We start from the raw sequence: 15455 nt of genomic DNA on the forward strand, positions 1-15455 counted from the left end.
CTATGGAAAAGACAAACCCACAGCATGTAGTTGATGTGAACATCATCAGAAAGAAGCACATTCGGCTGTCCGTCATTGCGCTGATCATACTCGCACTGATCATCCTTTCCGGAATGGTCACAGAGTATGATCATATCGAAGGACTTGTTGCGATACCGGCTGCACTTGAATGGCTGCTCGCCAACATGTTCTTCAGCGGCAGCACCCTCAGCCGGCTGCCGACCGTACTGAACCTGCTCTGGCAGACGGTGCTGATCTCCGTCGTGTCGACGACGACCGCCGCCTTCTTTGCGGTCATCTTCGCCATCACCGGCTCGAAGCTCACTGCAGTCAATGCGCCGCTGATGTACATATCCAAACTCGTGGCCTCCATCAGCCGGAATGTTCCCGTCGTCGCCTGGGCGCTGATCCTGGTCATCAGTTTCGGAACGAATGCCGCGACAGGATTCCTGGCACTCTTCTTCACGACATTCGGCTTCCTGGTCCGTGCATTCATCGAGACGATTGATGAAGCATCCAGTGACACCGTCGAGGCGCTGAAGGCGACGGGGGCGACATACCCGCAGGTGATTGCCAAGGCCGTCATTCCGGAAAGCATGCCGCAGATGTTCAGCTGGGTTCTCTTCATGATCGAAACGAACATACGCAGTGCCACACTGGTGGGGCTTCTGACCGGCACCGGCATCGGATACCTGTTCGACCTCTATTACAAGCAGCTCGACTATGAGATGGTGTCGCTCATCACGCTCGCCATCGTCATCGCCGTGCTCCTGATCGAATGGGTATCCAACTGGATAAGGAGGGAGATACTATGATGGACAGCCATCTGGAAACCACAGGCAACGGAAAGATCAAGATCAATAAGGCGAACAGGGGACAGATGCGGTTCCGTGCACTGATGATCGGGACGCTCCTCTTCACCATCATCGGGTTCTTCCTGCTGGACTACCAGGGACTCGAACTTGTCCCGGCCATCATCGGTACACTCGATAATCTGAAGACGATGTTCCTCACGCCCCAGTTCAATCAGGTCACATTCGGTACAGCCATGTGGCAGGTGCTTGTGACACTATCACTCGCCTTCCTCTCCACCGTCATCGGTGCCGTCATCTCGCTGTTCCTGGCCTTCGGCACGGCTATGAACCTGTCGAAGCCATGGCTCAGCATGACGATAAAGACATTCATCACAGTCATCCGTGCCGTGCCGACCGTACTGTGGGTACTCATCTTTGCCATCGCGGCGGGACTCGGTTCCGTCGCCGCCGTCATCGGGATGCTGTTCCATTCCGTTGCCTACCTTGTCAAAGCATACTCCGAGGCGTTCGAGGAGATTGATGCAGGCAAGATTGAAGCACTGAGAGCCACAGGATCCAGCTACACCCACATCCTGTTCCAGGTCGTCCTGCCCCAGACCAAATCATATCTGATCGCATGGACATTCCTGCGTTTTGAGACCAACTTCGGCATCGCCGTTGCCATGGGCGCCGCAGCGGGTGCAGGAGGCATTGGCTACGAACTCTTCATGTCCAGTACATTCTACTATGACATGCATGAAGTCGGCATGATCACCTACCTTATCCTCATTGTCGCCATCCTTCTTGAACTTGTGGCGAATAGATTGAAGCAGGCAGCTTAGAGCAGATAGCCCACCCGCACTTCCAGGCTACCATCCGGGAGTGCGGGTTTTCTTTTGAAAACCATTATAATGGTAGTATGAAGGAATGAAAGAAAGGGGAAATTAAATGACCATCCAAGGCATCAATCATCTGTTGTTTTCCGTGTCCGACCTTGAGAAGTCCGTCACATTCTATAGAAACGTCTTTGGGGCAGACCTGAAAGTGAAAGGGAGGACCACCGCCTATTTCGATCTGGACGGCATATGGCTCGCTTTGAATGAAGAGCGGGGAATTCCAAGGAATGAAATTCGCGACTCCTATACACATATCGCTTTCTCGATTGATGAGGTGGATTTTGACGATATGGTGAAGAAGCTACATTCCTGCAATGTCAATATACTGGAAGGTCGGAAGCGGGACACCCGGGATCGACGCTCAATCTATTTCACTGATCCGGATGGTCATAAATTTGAATTTCATACCGGCACCATGAAGGACAGGCTTGAGTATTATAAGGAAGCCAAGCCCCATATGGAGTTTTATGAATAGTAGATATGATGGTAAATTTATTCAATGACATAGATCTATTATAATGTAATATAAAGGGTCGATAGATATGAGCAATTCTGAAACAATAACAATCAGAGTATCTAAGGAAGATAAAGAAATTATCAGTCACTACTCCAAGGTGTACGGTCTCAGTACATTCGAATTTATAAAAAGGTTAACTATCGAAAAGGTCGAAGACGAAATCGATATCCAGATTCATCAGAAAGCAATGGAAGCATATAATAAAGATGAGACGGTGTACAGCTTGGACGAAAGTGAACGCATGCTTGGTCTTTAGATCACATAAGAACACAGGCCTGGATACCATGGCAATCATTTTTAATGTGTGGAATCGGGATACTGGGGAATAGGTATCTTGAGGTGATTATTATGGCGAGACAGCTCAGAAACATGAATAAGCAGCTAGACAGGGTAATGAAGAACTTTGGCAAGGAATCGAAAAGAATCTGGAAGAAGGGGATCGAGTCGGGTCAGATTGCTCCTTCAATTATTAAGACGAGTGATGGGCGACGGGCGGTCGACCACAAGGATCTCGATGAAAAGATTCAGAAGCAATTCAAATTGTCCAACGATGAGGCGCTGGTTGGTGTCTATCTGATCTACAAGGGTTCGGATCTCTTCTATGTTGGCCACAGTACGAACATCGCAAGGCGACTGAAGCGCCACTTCAGCAAGCCGTTCGAGAAGAAGCCGTCGAAAGAGGAGAAGCGTCTGAAGCCGTTCAATGGCGTGCTGGAGAAGAGGAACATGAACATCGTCATCTACAGGATTACAGACGAGCAGAACTACATGTTCAGAAAGCGGCTCGAGAAGATCATCGCCTACAACTATGTTCCCGAATATCTTAAATGGGCATATGGTTCAGGTGAGGATAAAGATGTAAGAAAGCAGAAGATACGTACGAGCCACAAGCGGACGACGGCGTAATATCAGGGAGGGCCATTCGGCGCTCCTTTTTTATTGCAAGTTTCTAAAAGGAATGTGTGCTTTTCTGATGAAGGGGTTACATTTTGATAGTAGAGAATGTTAAACTGTATTAAACCATAATATGGAAAGTAACCCAAATTAACACAACATCATGAAAGGACGGTTTTATGACAAGTTTTACCAAGGTGGTTTTATGGAGCGTGGCAGTTGTCGCAGTACTCGGGGTGATTGCTGTAGGTGTAATAGCGTTCAACTTCTCCGATGTGAGAAACAGCATCGGAAATGCACTCGACCAATCTGTTGCGGAAGAAGCGGAAATGCCTGAAGAGGATGAAGAACTTGCGGCACTGGCCGACTCCAGCTCGGAAGGCGAGTTTAAAGTATCTGATGAGAAATCGGATGATGGCCTGCCGAGTGAACGCCAGTTCGCAGACAGTCTACACCATATGACACACCAGAAGGTCAAGGCGACACAGAAATGGGGCCATCTTGAAATTACGGATGAGCGAATCGAGCAGAAGTACGAAACAGCCAAGGAATCGAATTATGCATATAGGGAGTTCTATATGAAGGCTCTTGAGGAATGGATGGAGGGAGACTTCTCAAATGCTGTGCAGGTGCACAACACCATATGGAATGAACAGAACGGCAATGTTGGTAAGGCAAGAGGCTTTATGACGCCGGAAGAAGAAATGGAATATAAAATCAGACATTTTGATTGAGCAGGTCATGGGCCTGCTTTTTTATTTGGATTAAAGTATGCTAACTCCACTACAAAATTTAAATTCTAAATTTTTTAAATTCTTCACGAATTACATTGTAAAAATTTTCAATGTATAGGATAATATTTACATAATAGCAAGTTACATAATGTCATTAGCGATCAAATATATATGAACGCAACAAGATAATTGGAGGAGATCGTACTTGAAAAGTAAAAAAAGACAGCGTTTAATGAAAGCATCATTGGCAAGTGTACTGGCACTGACAATAGCAACACCACTGGCAGGAACAGTTGATGCATCAGAAACGGATGATTGGGTAGATGGCAGTCAGGAAATTGGGGGAGGGGATGAATCACATAGTGTAGGAGATCCTGAAGACCATGTAGAATTCCCTGATTGGTATGACGAGGATGCAGTATATGATAACGAAGGAAATGTAATTTACACAGGTGAAGAGGCAAATCATTTCAGAAGCGTTCTTGATACTGTGTTAGCGAATCCAAATCAGTATATTGTAGACGGTGGGGTATATACTGTCACTTACGAGGTAGACGAGGGTGGATATGCTTATAACTATACTATAGGCGAGGAAGTCATCCCGACGCAGTTTGTTAACTATGAACTGACTCTCGATCAAATTAATGTAATAGGGGCAAGTATTCCACAGCAAAGATCAACCGAATTAGACGGTGAGGCTACTGAAGAGGGAAATGAGGAGGAAGTTGTAGCACCTGAAGGTTCAAACCAAGAATCCGAAGAAGGGGAGTATCCAGAAGAGACACCAGTAGACGAAGCTGAGGAATCGACTGAATCACCACTAGAAGATGAACCTACCGAGGAAGTCGAACCTTCAGAACCCTCAGTAGAAGAGGAGAGTGTTGAAGGATCAACTGAAGAGGAGTTCGCTGGTGGTGAGGTCGATGAAGAAGTTGTAGAAGAAGAATTAATCGAGGAATCTTCAGAAGAAAATTCAAATCAAGAAGGGACTAATGAGGAATCTAATGAAGAAGCGTCAGATGAAGCACCTTCTGATGAGGAATACGATGAGAATGCCATCTACCAGAATGGTGAATTACTATATACTGCTGTAGAGGTGGATCATTATGTTGCTGTGCTATCTAGAGTCATGCAAAATCCAGATAAATATATCTATTTGGAAAATGGTATATATGAATATCATTATGAAGTTGATGAGGAAGGCTACGCTACAGAGGTCGTTCAAGGAGATCTCATCATTCCTGCAGCTTTCATAGAAATAGAACTTAACGATGATGAGATAGCGAAAATAGGAGCAGACATTCCTAAACAAAATCCAGAAGAAGTCGACGATGACCTTAACGAAGAAGATAATTCTAGTGGATCCCAAAATGATGATGAGGTATACCATGACATTCTGGATAAAGTGCTGAATGATAGAGCAGGTTACATCTATTTGGATGATGGGGTATACGAATACTCTTATGATATTGATGAGTATGGGTTTGCTGTCAACGAACAAGTAGGCCAAAAAGTACTTCCTAAAGACTTTGTTGAAGAGATGATTCCTGGATATATTCGAGATGTAGTAGGTACTGAGGTTCCACCAAGCCGAAGCATTGAGGAACAGGAAAATAAGGAAGGATATACCACTGAATACAAGAATCATATTACCTTGCAGATAAAAATCGGAAATGAAAATTATGATCTTGATTATAAGATAACAAAAGGTGAGAATTACAAATCTGATATAGTCTCAATTATTGATGAACTGAATGCAGAAAATGATACAAACTACACTGTTGATAAACTTAATGAGCACAATATAGGTATCTATAGTCGAGTGGATGAAGACGCAAAAAAACAAATAGTAACCAGAAACCATATTGTGGTCACTTTGATTGATAATAATATGCCGAATTTAAAAGATTTGGTTCCGGAAGAGGAACTGATTGACGATATTGTACCTAGAACAGGACAAGTCATAATGCGGTTCTTTAATATGGATAAAGGTGGTGTAGATGATACTCGTTATTTAGAAACTTGGGGAGGCACCATAGACAATCAAATTCGTCGGGAATTTCAAGAAATGATTGTTGACTCTGTGAACAATGATGCTCCATTTTTTAAATATGTGGATGCTGAAATGGAAGAAGGAATGGAATATGGTTCAGAAGTTCGTCCCGTGTATGATGTTATTGTCTATTATGAAGCATATAACCCTTCTGAAGCATACCTCCAACAAGTGGAAGAGAAAAAATATTATTATGAAAATGAGGATGCAAATTCGGATGTCAAAAATGAGTTGACATTGATTGACGAAGAAACAGGTAAGACAGTCATGTCCTTGGAAGTATATGGTCAGTTCTTTTCCCAAAGGTTAAGCAGTATCATAGATGAATACAACCAAATTAATAATGTAAATATGATGGTTTCCAATACCGAACTGACTGATTATGAAGTGCATACCGATGACTACTACTACAGTACCAGTAATAGAAAATATAATATTTATGTAGACGGGTTGGGACCAGATGAGGATAATGACATGATTCTACCAGGTGTCCCTGAAGAAGAATTGTATGATGACTCAACATCTGAAATGGTATACCGATCGATTCGTATCATTGATGGTGATGGTTTGAAATACGACAGGGAGTATGTACGCACTGAAACAATGGATGAATCGATTAAAGGAGCCCTATCAGAGTATTATATGTCCCATCCAACATATTTTAATATTGATGAGCTTCATGTCTATGAAGATGTTGTGGAAAAGTATATAAATCAAGATAGCGCGGGCTATGGGGACTTATATGAAGGAAGAGGATATTTCATTGAAGTATATCTTGATTCCTTGAATCAAAACGATAAAATCGAAAAAAACCCTGAAAAGATTGATATTGAAAAAAATTATATGGGGAATCTGGCATTTATAGATTATTACACTGGTCAAGATCTTGGGAGAATTAAGTTTGAGAAAGGTTCATACTCAAAGCAACTTGATGGATATCTAGAACAGCTTAAAGAAGAAACAGGAAAGAATTACAGAGTTGTTACTAGAAAAGCCGGACGTGTTGGTGGTGGAGGTGGAGGCGGACCGTACCCAGGGTTTATGGAAGTAAACTATGTGACCAATATGACTGTGTATATTACTGATGAGTGGGAAGAAGATAAGGAAGGTGTAGTTGATGGTAAGCCAATACAAAACTATGACTATCTGATCAAGCCACTTCCTGAAGGTGTTACACCACAAGACGAGATTACAGTTACTAAGAACTATACAGTGGGAGAAGAAGTGTTCGAAGATTTCTCTGAATTGTATAAACAATATGAAACTTATTATACCGGGAGTGAATTTACTGAAATAGAAGTTCCCAGTGATATGGAAATAGGCTTTGCCTACGCTACCAGTCCATATTTCATTTACAATGGCTTTTATGTGACAGGTGTTGCCGAAACTCCCGGAAGCCACTCTCTTAGTTACTATGAGTTTAATGAAAAGGAGAATGACCTAACTCTACACAACGTAAATATCAATGTCTGGGAAAAGGGAGAAAATCCTGACGATTTCGAAAGTGAAGAACCGACTGACGAGGAACCAGTCGACGAACCAACGGAAGAGGAACCGACTGAGGAAGAGCCAGTCGACGAACCAACGGAAGAGGAACCGACTGAGGAAGAGCCAGTCGACGAACCAACGGAAGAGGAACCGACTGAGGAAGAGCCGGTTGATGAGCCTACGGAAGAGGAGCCGACTGAGGAAGAACCGGTCGATGAGCCTACCGAAGAGGAACCAACTGATGAAGAACTGACTGGTGAAGATAATTCTACAGAGGCGCCTCCAGCAAGTGAGGGAGACAATGAAGTTGAAGATGATTCTGATGCCCCTTCCGACGACTCTGGTACTGGTACACAGGAAGAGAATGAAACCGGGACTACAATTGAAGGATCTTCTGTTGTCGACGAGGCAAGCGGTATAACGGTTTCAAGTGCTACCGGTGAACTTGAGGGCGTTCAGGTGTCAGTCGAAGTTCTTGAGGACTCCGGCCTGATCTCAAATCCACACGACCTCTATGACATCGAACTGCTCGATGCAGACGGCAATGAATACGAGCCTGAAGCATCCGTAACAGTTTCCATCCCGGCCAATGGCACGGTTTCAAATGTCTATTACCTTGGCGAATCCGGAGAGACATTGACTGAACTGGCCTTTGAAGTGATGGATGGCTACGTTGTATTTACAAAAGACAGCTTCAGCCAATTTGCTGTTGAATATGGTGAGTTGACTGAAGAGGGTGCAGAAGAAGATTCTGAGAACGCGACTACAGACGATGATGTGGTGGTAACTGAAGTGAACTCCGATGGTACATCCGGAGAAGAGACGACTTCTGGAAGTGAAACTGCTGAGAGTAGCGAAGCATCCACAGACACGACTGTTGCTGCAGCTGAGAAAAATGACACTGAGCAGGAAATGTTGCCGGATACGGGAATTGCTGCCAAGAATGTCGCAATCCCAGCAGCACTGCTTATGGCCATTGGTGGCGCTGTAATCTACTTCACGAGACGTCGACCAAACTAGGAATGATGAAATAGACCTGTGGGAATTTCCTGCAGGTCTTCTATTTTGTGAAAAATCTTGAATGATATAATGAGTAAAACCAGATAGGGGAGATACATATGCAGCATCTTGGCACACAAAAATTGGAGACGGAACGACTCGTGCTCCGGAAGCTCACTTCGGATGATGCAGAAGCAATGTATCACAAATGGGCATCGGATCCGGAGGTGACGGAATACCTGACCTGGCCGCCGCATGGGTCTTTGGAAGTGACCAGGCAACTGATCGGCCACTGGACAGAAGAATATAAGAAATATGATTTCTATCAATGGGCCATCGTGCCAAAGGAGTTGAACGCACCGGTCGGCACAATCAGTGTAGTGGATGCGGATGACTCTGTCGGGATGGTCCATATCGGCTACTGCATCGGCAAGGCGTGGTGGGGGAAGGGGTACACGACGGAAGCGTTCGGACGGCTGATCCGCTTCTTCTTCGAAGACGTCGGATTAAACCGCATCGAAACGAAGCATGACACCAGAAATCCCGGTTCCGGCAGGGTGATGGAGAAGTGCGGTCTGCTGTATGAAGGGACGACCCGGCAGTCGGACCGCAATAATCAGGGCATCTGTGACAGTGCACTCTATGGCATCGTTAGGCGCGACTATTATAAATAGAACTTTGATGGGCGGATACCTGCGACAGGGTACCCGCCCATTCGTTTCCATCACTTTCTCTTCATCGGCTCAAGTGGGATGTCAAATGTCCTGCCATTGATGTCGAAGGAGACGGCGTCCTCATCTGAAGCATTGAGTGTCACCACGTCGCCTTCCGGTACAAAGCTTGTGAAAAAGCGTGCGCGGTCGCCCTTCATACTGATTTCAATCCGGTGGGTATCGGTCAACTGACCGAATTGTTTTGAGATGACGGCCATGTCTTTTTTGCCCTGGAATATAGATGTTTCCATCCCTCCCATATGGCTTTTAAAGAGGTAGGTATTGTCTGCAGTGGAGAGCTTCATCGCATGGGCATCCGTCTGCTCCACGTGGACACCGTCATCAAGCACGAAATTTTGTATGAAACTTTTGGGTGTTTCCGAAGCCGCATCATCGACGATGAACAGTTTGTCCCCGTCTATCAGTATCAGATGACGCTTCAATGAAACGCCGTCATACAGGTTGTTTTCGCCACTGACGTATTTGTATCTGCCGGTGGTGTAGTAGTTTGTCAGACCTACGTCCCCGATCACGTCCATCGGGTAGTCCTCACCTTCGACGCACAGTGTGGTATGGGCGGCTGGAGAGATGACATGTGACCGGAAGGGATCGTTCTTTGCATAGCTGTATTTGCCGGAGTCTGCAAAGATGCTTTCCCGGTTCACTGAAAATATGAAGGACAGATCATCCAGATGCTTATGGGCTTTGTTGTGGAAGCCGGCACTGAATACGAGTGTCGAGCGTTTGGCTTCATCATTGAATATGCTCACCCCCGCTTCGGCATCGAAGAAGTCGTCATGCACTTTATCGACTGACATGTTGACGGTTCCGGTATCACCAAGCAATGGCAGCTGATGGTTATAATCGATGACTGAGCCCAGGTAGTCTTTTGCACGCTTGATCTTATTGTAGTAGGTCCGATGGAAGCCGGCATCCATTTCCTTCAGAAGCTTTGACAGTTCTGTAAACCACCGCACCGCGAGGCGGTGGTACTCGGGCGAGTTTTCCAGGTGGACATGCTGATGGCTGAAGTCGCGCAGCAGTACTTTTTCCAACCGTGTCTTGGCGATGGTGATGTAGGGACTTCTGGCCTCTACGTTTTCCATGAACAGGGCGATGATGAGGATTGCCTTGTCCATCATGATGCCGTGGTTGTTTTCCATATAATTTGTATCATCGGCCAGAAAGTCCAGATGCTGCCGGATGAACGTCTCGAACTGATCATCGGATTCAAGTGCATCGGGCTTGTGGGCCTTCAGCCACAGCGCATTGACAACGCGGCTTGAGACGGCGTGTTCATTCCATGCCAGATTGGTTTTCGTCTCATGCTTCCCTGCATCGGCATGGTGGTGATGCCAATCCTCAAGGAGTGCCTTTCCCTTCTCCAGATACCTGTCTTCGCCTGTCTCGTTATGGGCATAGACCAGGTAGTTCAAGTAGTCCATCGAATGCAGATAGATCTGTGCGGTTCTTGGGTTCTTTTCCGTCTGGATGTCCCAGTCCACCGTGCTTTCAAACTTCAGTCCGTCGAGGCTCGGGTGGACGAGATATCTGCCTTCGAGCAGTTCATCTGCATACTGGAGAAATTTGCTGTTCTGCTGGATGTTCCGCTTCAGAAGCGCGGTTTTGTGTACGTCAAAATTCAAATTCATCTATTCCGTCGCCTCGCTTTCCTCTTTGCTCTCATTTGTGTCGGGGGCAGCAGGCAGCAGTTCCAACAGATTCCTGATGACTACATTCCAGTCCCTGTTGGCGACGACCCATTCCCTTGTCCGGACACCCAGCTGTTCATCATCGACGGTTTCGAGTATTGCACTGATGAGGGATTCCACATCTTCTGCCTTGAATATTTTGCCGTTGACGTCTTCAATCACCATATCCTTCAGGGCAGCGACATCACTGACGATGACCTTCTTCCCCATTGCCATGGCCTCATACGGCTTCAGTGGCGTCACTAGCTGGCAGAGCGGTTCATTTTTCCTTGGAAAGGGGGCGATGTCCATGACGGAGTAGTGGCTCTGGACGTCTTCCCGCGGAATTTTTCCGGGAAAGATGGCCTGGTCCGTCATGTTCAAGGTCCGTGCCTTTTTGATGAGGGCCTCTTTGGCAGGGCCCTTGCCGACGATCATGCAGACAAATTCCTTGGGATGCAGTTGATTCCTGTTGATTGAATGGACCGCTTCAAGCACCAGGTCGAGGCCTTCATAGTCCGTGATGGAACCGATGAATCCGAGCACGACCTTGTCTTCCAGGGTATATTTCCGGATGAGTGTCTCGTCCTTGTGGACCGGTGTGAGTGCAGCTGTGTTCACGCCATTGGTCAGGACGGTGATTTTGGAGTCCTCGATGCCTCTGCTCACCAGAAAGTCCTTAAGGCTTTCGCTGATGCAGGTGATCCGATCGGCGAGTTCACAGCATTTCAGTTCAAATTTTTCATGCAGATAGAACCGTTCGGACTGGTAGAAATAATGATTCTTTGTACTCTGTGTATACTGCCACAGCCCCCTGACTTCGTAGATGGTCGGGATGTCCATCCGTCTCCCGACTGCGAGGGCGGCGTAGGCGTTCTGGAAATTGGAGGCGGCATAGATGATGTGCGGCCGTTCCCTCTCCACGATGGTCGTGATTTCCCTGGCATACTGTTCGAAGTATGTCCTGAGCGGTGTACGGTATGTCAGATATTCGTCCGAGCGGTCGATATAGTGGGCATCGATTCCGTCATCATACCGAGCCGGCGTGTCGTACCCTTCATGTTCCGGAGTCCAGCCGAGCCGCGTGGCAATGATGGGATGATAGCCGTGCTCCTTCACCCTCTGGATCATTTCATCCGAACGGACGGTGTAGCCGTTGATGACCGGATAGGCCTTGTTCAACACGAACAGTATCTTTGATGGATCGGGGTCATCAAGTGGCGGCGTATCGATATCGAGGTTCCATTCCTCGCGGAACAGGATGTATTCATCCTCGGCCATCTCATATTCCCGGTCGATCAGTCTGTTCGGGAAGTCTTTCTGCATCTTCTTTACATACTTGAAGCGGTTTGTAATGTCGCCGGTATAATGATGGATGCGGATGAAGTGGCGGAACAGGTCCGGGTCCCTTTCCCTGATACGCTGTGCCGCCTCGACCTGGGCGAGGGCATCCTCGAGTTCGCCAAAGCTGAACTGGATTTTGGCCAGATACAGCCTCAGTTTGAACTGCTCCTCCGGTACGAGTTCATTGATGTACACCTCGGCCTGGGTCGTGGCTCCCGTCCGGTAGGCATGCCGGACGAGAATATACATATTGAAGAGCTTCTTGTGGCGATTATTTTCCAGATGGCGCAAGAAGTGCCTCGGCAACCGGGTCTTTTCAGTCGACTGGACAAGTGCGTTGACCACCGGCTGGAATATCCGCTCGCGTGTCCGGCCCGGGAAATTGGAGTGGATGAAGTCATCCACCTTCCGATTGACTGCCGGATCGATGAACATGGCGGAATCCTGGAATACGGTATAAGCCCGTCTGTCTTTTTTGAAGAGCCGGATTACCCTTTCATCCTCAAGGTCCAGGGTACCGTCCAGAACCATTTTTCTCAGCGAACGGATATGGTTGCGGGTCAGTTTGACCTGCGGAAGCAGTTCATGGATGGCGTGGATGATTTCTCTGCTGTCATTGCCGCCGTGGTAGTGCTCGAAAAGTCTTTCCAGCTGTGAGGTGGCGGAGTCTGTCTGTGGTATTTTGAATTCGAGGGTATGGAGTGCTTCAAGTGATACATATTGAAGGAGATCCGGTTTGTCATTTAGATAACTGACGGATGTGCTGTCGAGTGCATTTTTATATTCAGGCTGATCATGGAACCTGTTGACCAGTAATACATGTGCCGCATCCTGGAGGGGGGTGTCAAGCGACTCTATGACAGGAGCCAGTGCCGGGAAGTCTTCCGGTCCGGGGTCCTGTGCCATATTCAGATGTTTTTCCCTGAATGGATGCCATCTGTACTTGGCGATCGCCTGGCTGCTCTCAGTATGGAATAGAGTTCGAAGGCGTGCCCGGTGCTGCTTCGTCTGTTCGATCATCCTTTCCGCTTCATTAAAATGGTGTGCCCTGAGCATGAATGCCAGCAGGGTCTCCTTCTGGTGACGGTCCAGGTGTCCCAGCACATCCACTTTTTCGCCGGAAAGTTCGATCAGCTTGTCGAGCTGCTTCATGTCGTAGAGGATCCGGATCTTGAGCGGAAGCAGGGACGGCTCATGGATATCCCTGATCCTCATCCAGGCTTCCTCATATTTTTTCTCATGTTTCAGCACGATGCTTTTGAGATATGCGCGGTATGTCCCGTCAAGGCTGAGCGTGTCCAGCTGGTTGTAAACGAACGCATGGCGGGAGCGTCTCAAGTATATGCTCAGCACCGGCTCGCGTGCATTCAGCCGATGGGTCAATCCTTTTTTGAATAGCCGGGACGCCCGACCCTGCATGCCGGCATTCAATGCAGCGTAGGACGCTGCAGCATAAAAGTAGCTCATCATCTTCACCTCAGCAATTCTAGTAGCGGTTCATTTATATTCCCCCTGCATATATATACTTTTACCCTAAATGTGTAAAATTACTTATATGAATGAGAAGTTTGTGATCTGAAAACTACGATGATGAAGCGATAAAAGAAGAAGCGGACGTCTGCATAAAGACGTCCGCTTCTTCCAAGTACTCCTCTAATTCCTATTCAGCCTTTCATACGCTGCCTTTGCCTTTTCGTATTCACGGTCCGGCAGCGCCTTCGGATAGTGTTCCCTCATTTTCCCCATATATTTCAGCAGGTTCTCCGAATCTCCCAGCCGCCTGTAGATTTTGATGAAGCTCATGTAGAGTTCCGAATGCTGATCGGTAAGCTTTTCGGCCGCCTTGACCTCTTCCAGGGCCTCCTCGAGTTCACCGAAGCCGTAGAGGAATTTCGCCAGATAGAGCCTTATTTTGAACTGGTTATCCGGTATCAATTCCCTGATGTATTTTTCGACCTGGGCCTTGTCGCCGCTGCGGTATGTGTGGCGGACGAGGATGCACATGCTGGAAAAATTTCTGTGCCTCGTCCGCTCCAGATAGTGGACGAAATAGCGTGGCAGAGTGGTCTTTTCGGTCGATTCGACAAGTTCATTTACAAGGGGGCGGAAAATCTTTTCCCGCACCTTGCTCGAAAAATGAAAATAGACGAAGTTGTCGACGGCCCTGTTTATTCTGGTGTTGAGGAAGAGGGCAGGATACTGGAAGACCGTATAGGCCTTCTTATCCTCCCTGAACATCTGAATCAATCGTTCGTTGTAGAGGTCGAGCGTGCCATAGAGTATCATCTTTCTCATCGAACGGATATGGCTGTCGGTCAATTTGGCTTCCGGCAGCAGCTGATGGATGGCCCGGATGACGGCCTGACCGCGATTGCCGCTGTGATAGTATTCGAACAGCAGATCAAGCTGTGAAGATGGTGTTCCCAGAAGTGATGCATTGAAATTGAGCGTATAGAGGGCTTCAATACTGATGTATTGGAGCAGATCCGCCTTGTTGTTCATATGCGCGACGGAAGTCCTGTTGAGCATCCGGTGATACTGTGATTCGTCATGGAACCGGTTGATGAGGTGGACATGTGCCGCATCCTGCAGAGTGGCCTCCAAAGATTCTATTGTACTCATCAATGAAGAGAAGTCCTCCGGCTGCGGGTCGGATTTCATGCCGAGATGTGCATTCCTGAATGTTTCCCAGTCGTATCTGATGACCGGATGGCTGCTTTCCGTTTCGAACAGGGTACGCAGCCGCTCCTTGTCAGGTTCGGTCCTGCTGATCATCTGTTCCGCCCTCTCTGTGTCATGATTCCGGATCATGTGCCGGATCAGGGCCTCTTTCCGTTCAATTTTCAGGTGTGCAAGTATGTCCACACCCTCATCGGAAAGTTCGATCAGTTCATCCTTTTTCCTCATATCACAGAGGAGGCCCACCTTGAGCGGGATGAGTGCCTCGTCGGGAATCCATTCTATCATTTCCCAGGCCGCCTGATAGTTTTTCTCATGACGATATACAAGGCTTCTGAGATAGCTTCTGTATTCCTCCTTGAGGTCCAGCAGGTCCAGCTGGCTGTGCAGATATGCATGCTGGGAAAATCTCAGATATATTCTGATGACCGGTTCATCGGCACCCAGACGATGGGTCAGCCCCTTTTTGAAAAGTTCCCGGGCACGCTCATACATCCCCGCCTTCAATGCAGCATGGGATGCTGCAGCATATGGATATTTCATCATTTTCACCTCACAATCGTGCGCAGATATATTATATACATATCGCATTTATATAATTTTACCCTATATACGGGAATTTACTTATTGAATGGGGAATAATTGGTGAAGCA

The 15455-nt window shown here is 47.2% G+C and carries 11 protein-coding genes; 8 read left to right on the top strand and 3 right to left on the bottom strand.

All coding sequences use genetic code 11. The features are described from left to right. The first annotated feature begins 2 nt into the window (after positions 1–2). From RQP18_RS03915 to RQP18_RS03950, 8 genes are all read left to right on the top strand, one after another. Entirely contained in the window at positions 3–815 is an 813-nt protein-coding gene (locus RQP18_RS03915) for a PhnE/PtxC family ABC transporter permease (protein WP_342388856.1), read from the top strand. Further along, positions 812–1636, top strand: a complete 825-nt coding sequence (locus RQP18_RS03920) for a PhnE/PtxC family ABC transporter permease (protein ID WP_342388857.1) — start codon at positions 812–814, stop codon at positions 1634–1636. The genes RQP18_RS03915 and RQP18_RS03920 overlap by 4 nt, the downstream gene beginning before the upstream one ends. Positions 1637–1742: 106 nt before the next feature. After that, positions 1743–2165, top strand: coding sequence for a metallothiol transferase FosB (fosB, locus tag RQP18_RS03925; protein ID WP_342388858.1), 423 nt, complete (start codon positions 1743–1745; stop codon positions 2163–2165). A 67-nt stretch (positions 2166–2232) separates the two neighbouring features. Continuing rightward, positions 2233–2463: a type II toxin-antitoxin system RelB family antitoxin gene (gene relB / locus RQP18_RS03930; RefSeq protein WP_342388859.1), complete on the top strand. Its 231-nt coding sequence runs from the start codon at positions 2233–2235 to the stop codon at positions 2461–2463. A gap of 113 nt (positions 2464–2576) precedes the next feature. Next, positions 2577–3113 carry a GIY-YIG nuclease family protein gene (locus RQP18_RS03935; RefSeq protein WP_373446126.1) on the top strand — a complete coding sequence of 179 codons (537 nt, stop codon included), beginning with the start codon at positions 2577–2579 and terminating at the stop codon, positions 3111–3113. 200 nt (positions 3114–3313) lie between these two features. Further along, entirely contained in the window at positions 3314–3835 is a 522-nt protein-coding gene (locus RQP18_RS03940) for a DUF6241 domain-containing protein (protein ID WP_342388861.1), read from the top strand. 205 nt (positions 3836–4040) lie between these two features. Further along, positions 4041–8396, top strand: a complete 4356-nt coding sequence (locus tag RQP18_RS03945; RefSeq protein WP_342388862.1) for an LPXTG cell wall anchor domain-containing protein — start codon at positions 4041–4043, stop codon at positions 8394–8396. Positions 8397–8494: 98 nt separating this feature from the next. After that, positions 8495–9049: a GNAT family N-acetyltransferase gene (locus tag RQP18_RS03950; RefSeq protein ID WP_342388863.1), complete on the top strand. Its 555-nt coding sequence runs from the start codon at positions 8495–8497 to the stop codon at positions 9047–9049. Between the two features lie 50 nt (positions 9050–9099). On the opposite strand, the gene RQP18_RS03955 is transcribed toward RQP18_RS03950, so the two are convergent. The 3 genes from RQP18_RS03955 to RQP18_RS03965 form a co-directional block, all read right to left on the bottom strand. Next, the gene (locus RQP18_RS03955; protein ID WP_342388864.1) at positions 9100–10740 is read right to left on the bottom strand and encodes a heparinase II/III domain-containing protein; all 1641 of its coding nucleotides are present in this window, start codon (positions 10738–10740) and stop codon (positions 9100–9102) included. Continuing rightward, entirely contained in the window at positions 10741–13593 is a 2853-nt protein-coding gene (locus RQP18_RS03960) for a glycosyltransferase family 4 protein (protein WP_373446127.1), read from the bottom strand. A gap of 183 nt (positions 13594–13776) precedes the next feature. Further along, positions 13777–15348: a hypothetical protein gene (locus RQP18_RS03965; RefSeq protein ID WP_342388866.1), complete on the bottom strand. Its 1572-nt coding sequence runs from the start codon at positions 15346–15348 to the stop codon at positions 13777–13779. Positions 15349–15455 lie beyond the last annotated feature (107 nt).

Source organism: Salinicoccus sp. Bachu38, assembly GCF_038561955.2.
Taxonomy (GTDB): domain Bacteria; phylum Bacillota; class Bacilli; order Staphylococcales; family Salinicoccaceae; genus Salinicoccus; species Salinicoccus bachuensis.

Excerpts from the sequence above, each read along its gene's own strand:
- fosB (WP_342388858.1), top strand. The coding sequence starts at position 1,743 with ATGACCATCCAAGGCATCAATCATCTGTTGTTTTCCGTGTCCGACCTT.
- RQP18_RS03935 (WP_373446126.1), top strand. The coding sequence starts at position 2,577 with ATGAATAAGCAGCTAGACAGGGTAATGAAGAACTTTGGCAAGGAATCG.
- RQP18_RS03955 (WP_342388864.1), bottom strand. The coding sequence starts at position 10,740 with ATGAATTTGAATTTTGACGTACACAAAACCGCGCTTCTGAAGCGGAAC.
- RQP18_RS03915 (WP_342388856.1), top strand. The coding sequence starts at position 3 with ATGGAAAAGACAAACCCACAGCATGTAGTTGATGTGAACATCATCAGA.
- RQP18_RS03960 (WP_373446127.1), bottom strand. The coding sequence starts at position 13,593 with ATGATGAGCTACTTTTATGCTGCAGCGTCCTACGCTGCATTGAATGCC.
- RQP18_RS03920 (WP_342388857.1), top strand. The coding sequence starts at position 812 with ATGATGGACAGCCATCTGGAAACCACAGGCAACGGAAAGATCAAGATC.
- relB (WP_342388859.1), top strand. The coding sequence starts at position 2,233 with ATGAGCAATTCTGAAACAATAACAATCAGAGTATCTAAGGAAGATAAA.
- RQP18_RS03950 (WP_342388863.1), top strand. The coding sequence starts at position 8,495 with ATGCAGCATCTTGGCACACAAAAATTGGAGACGGAACGACTCGTGCTC.
- RQP18_RS03965 (WP_342388866.1), bottom strand. The coding sequence starts at position 15,348 with ATGATGAAATATCCATATGCTGCAGCATCCCATGCTGCATTGAAGGCG.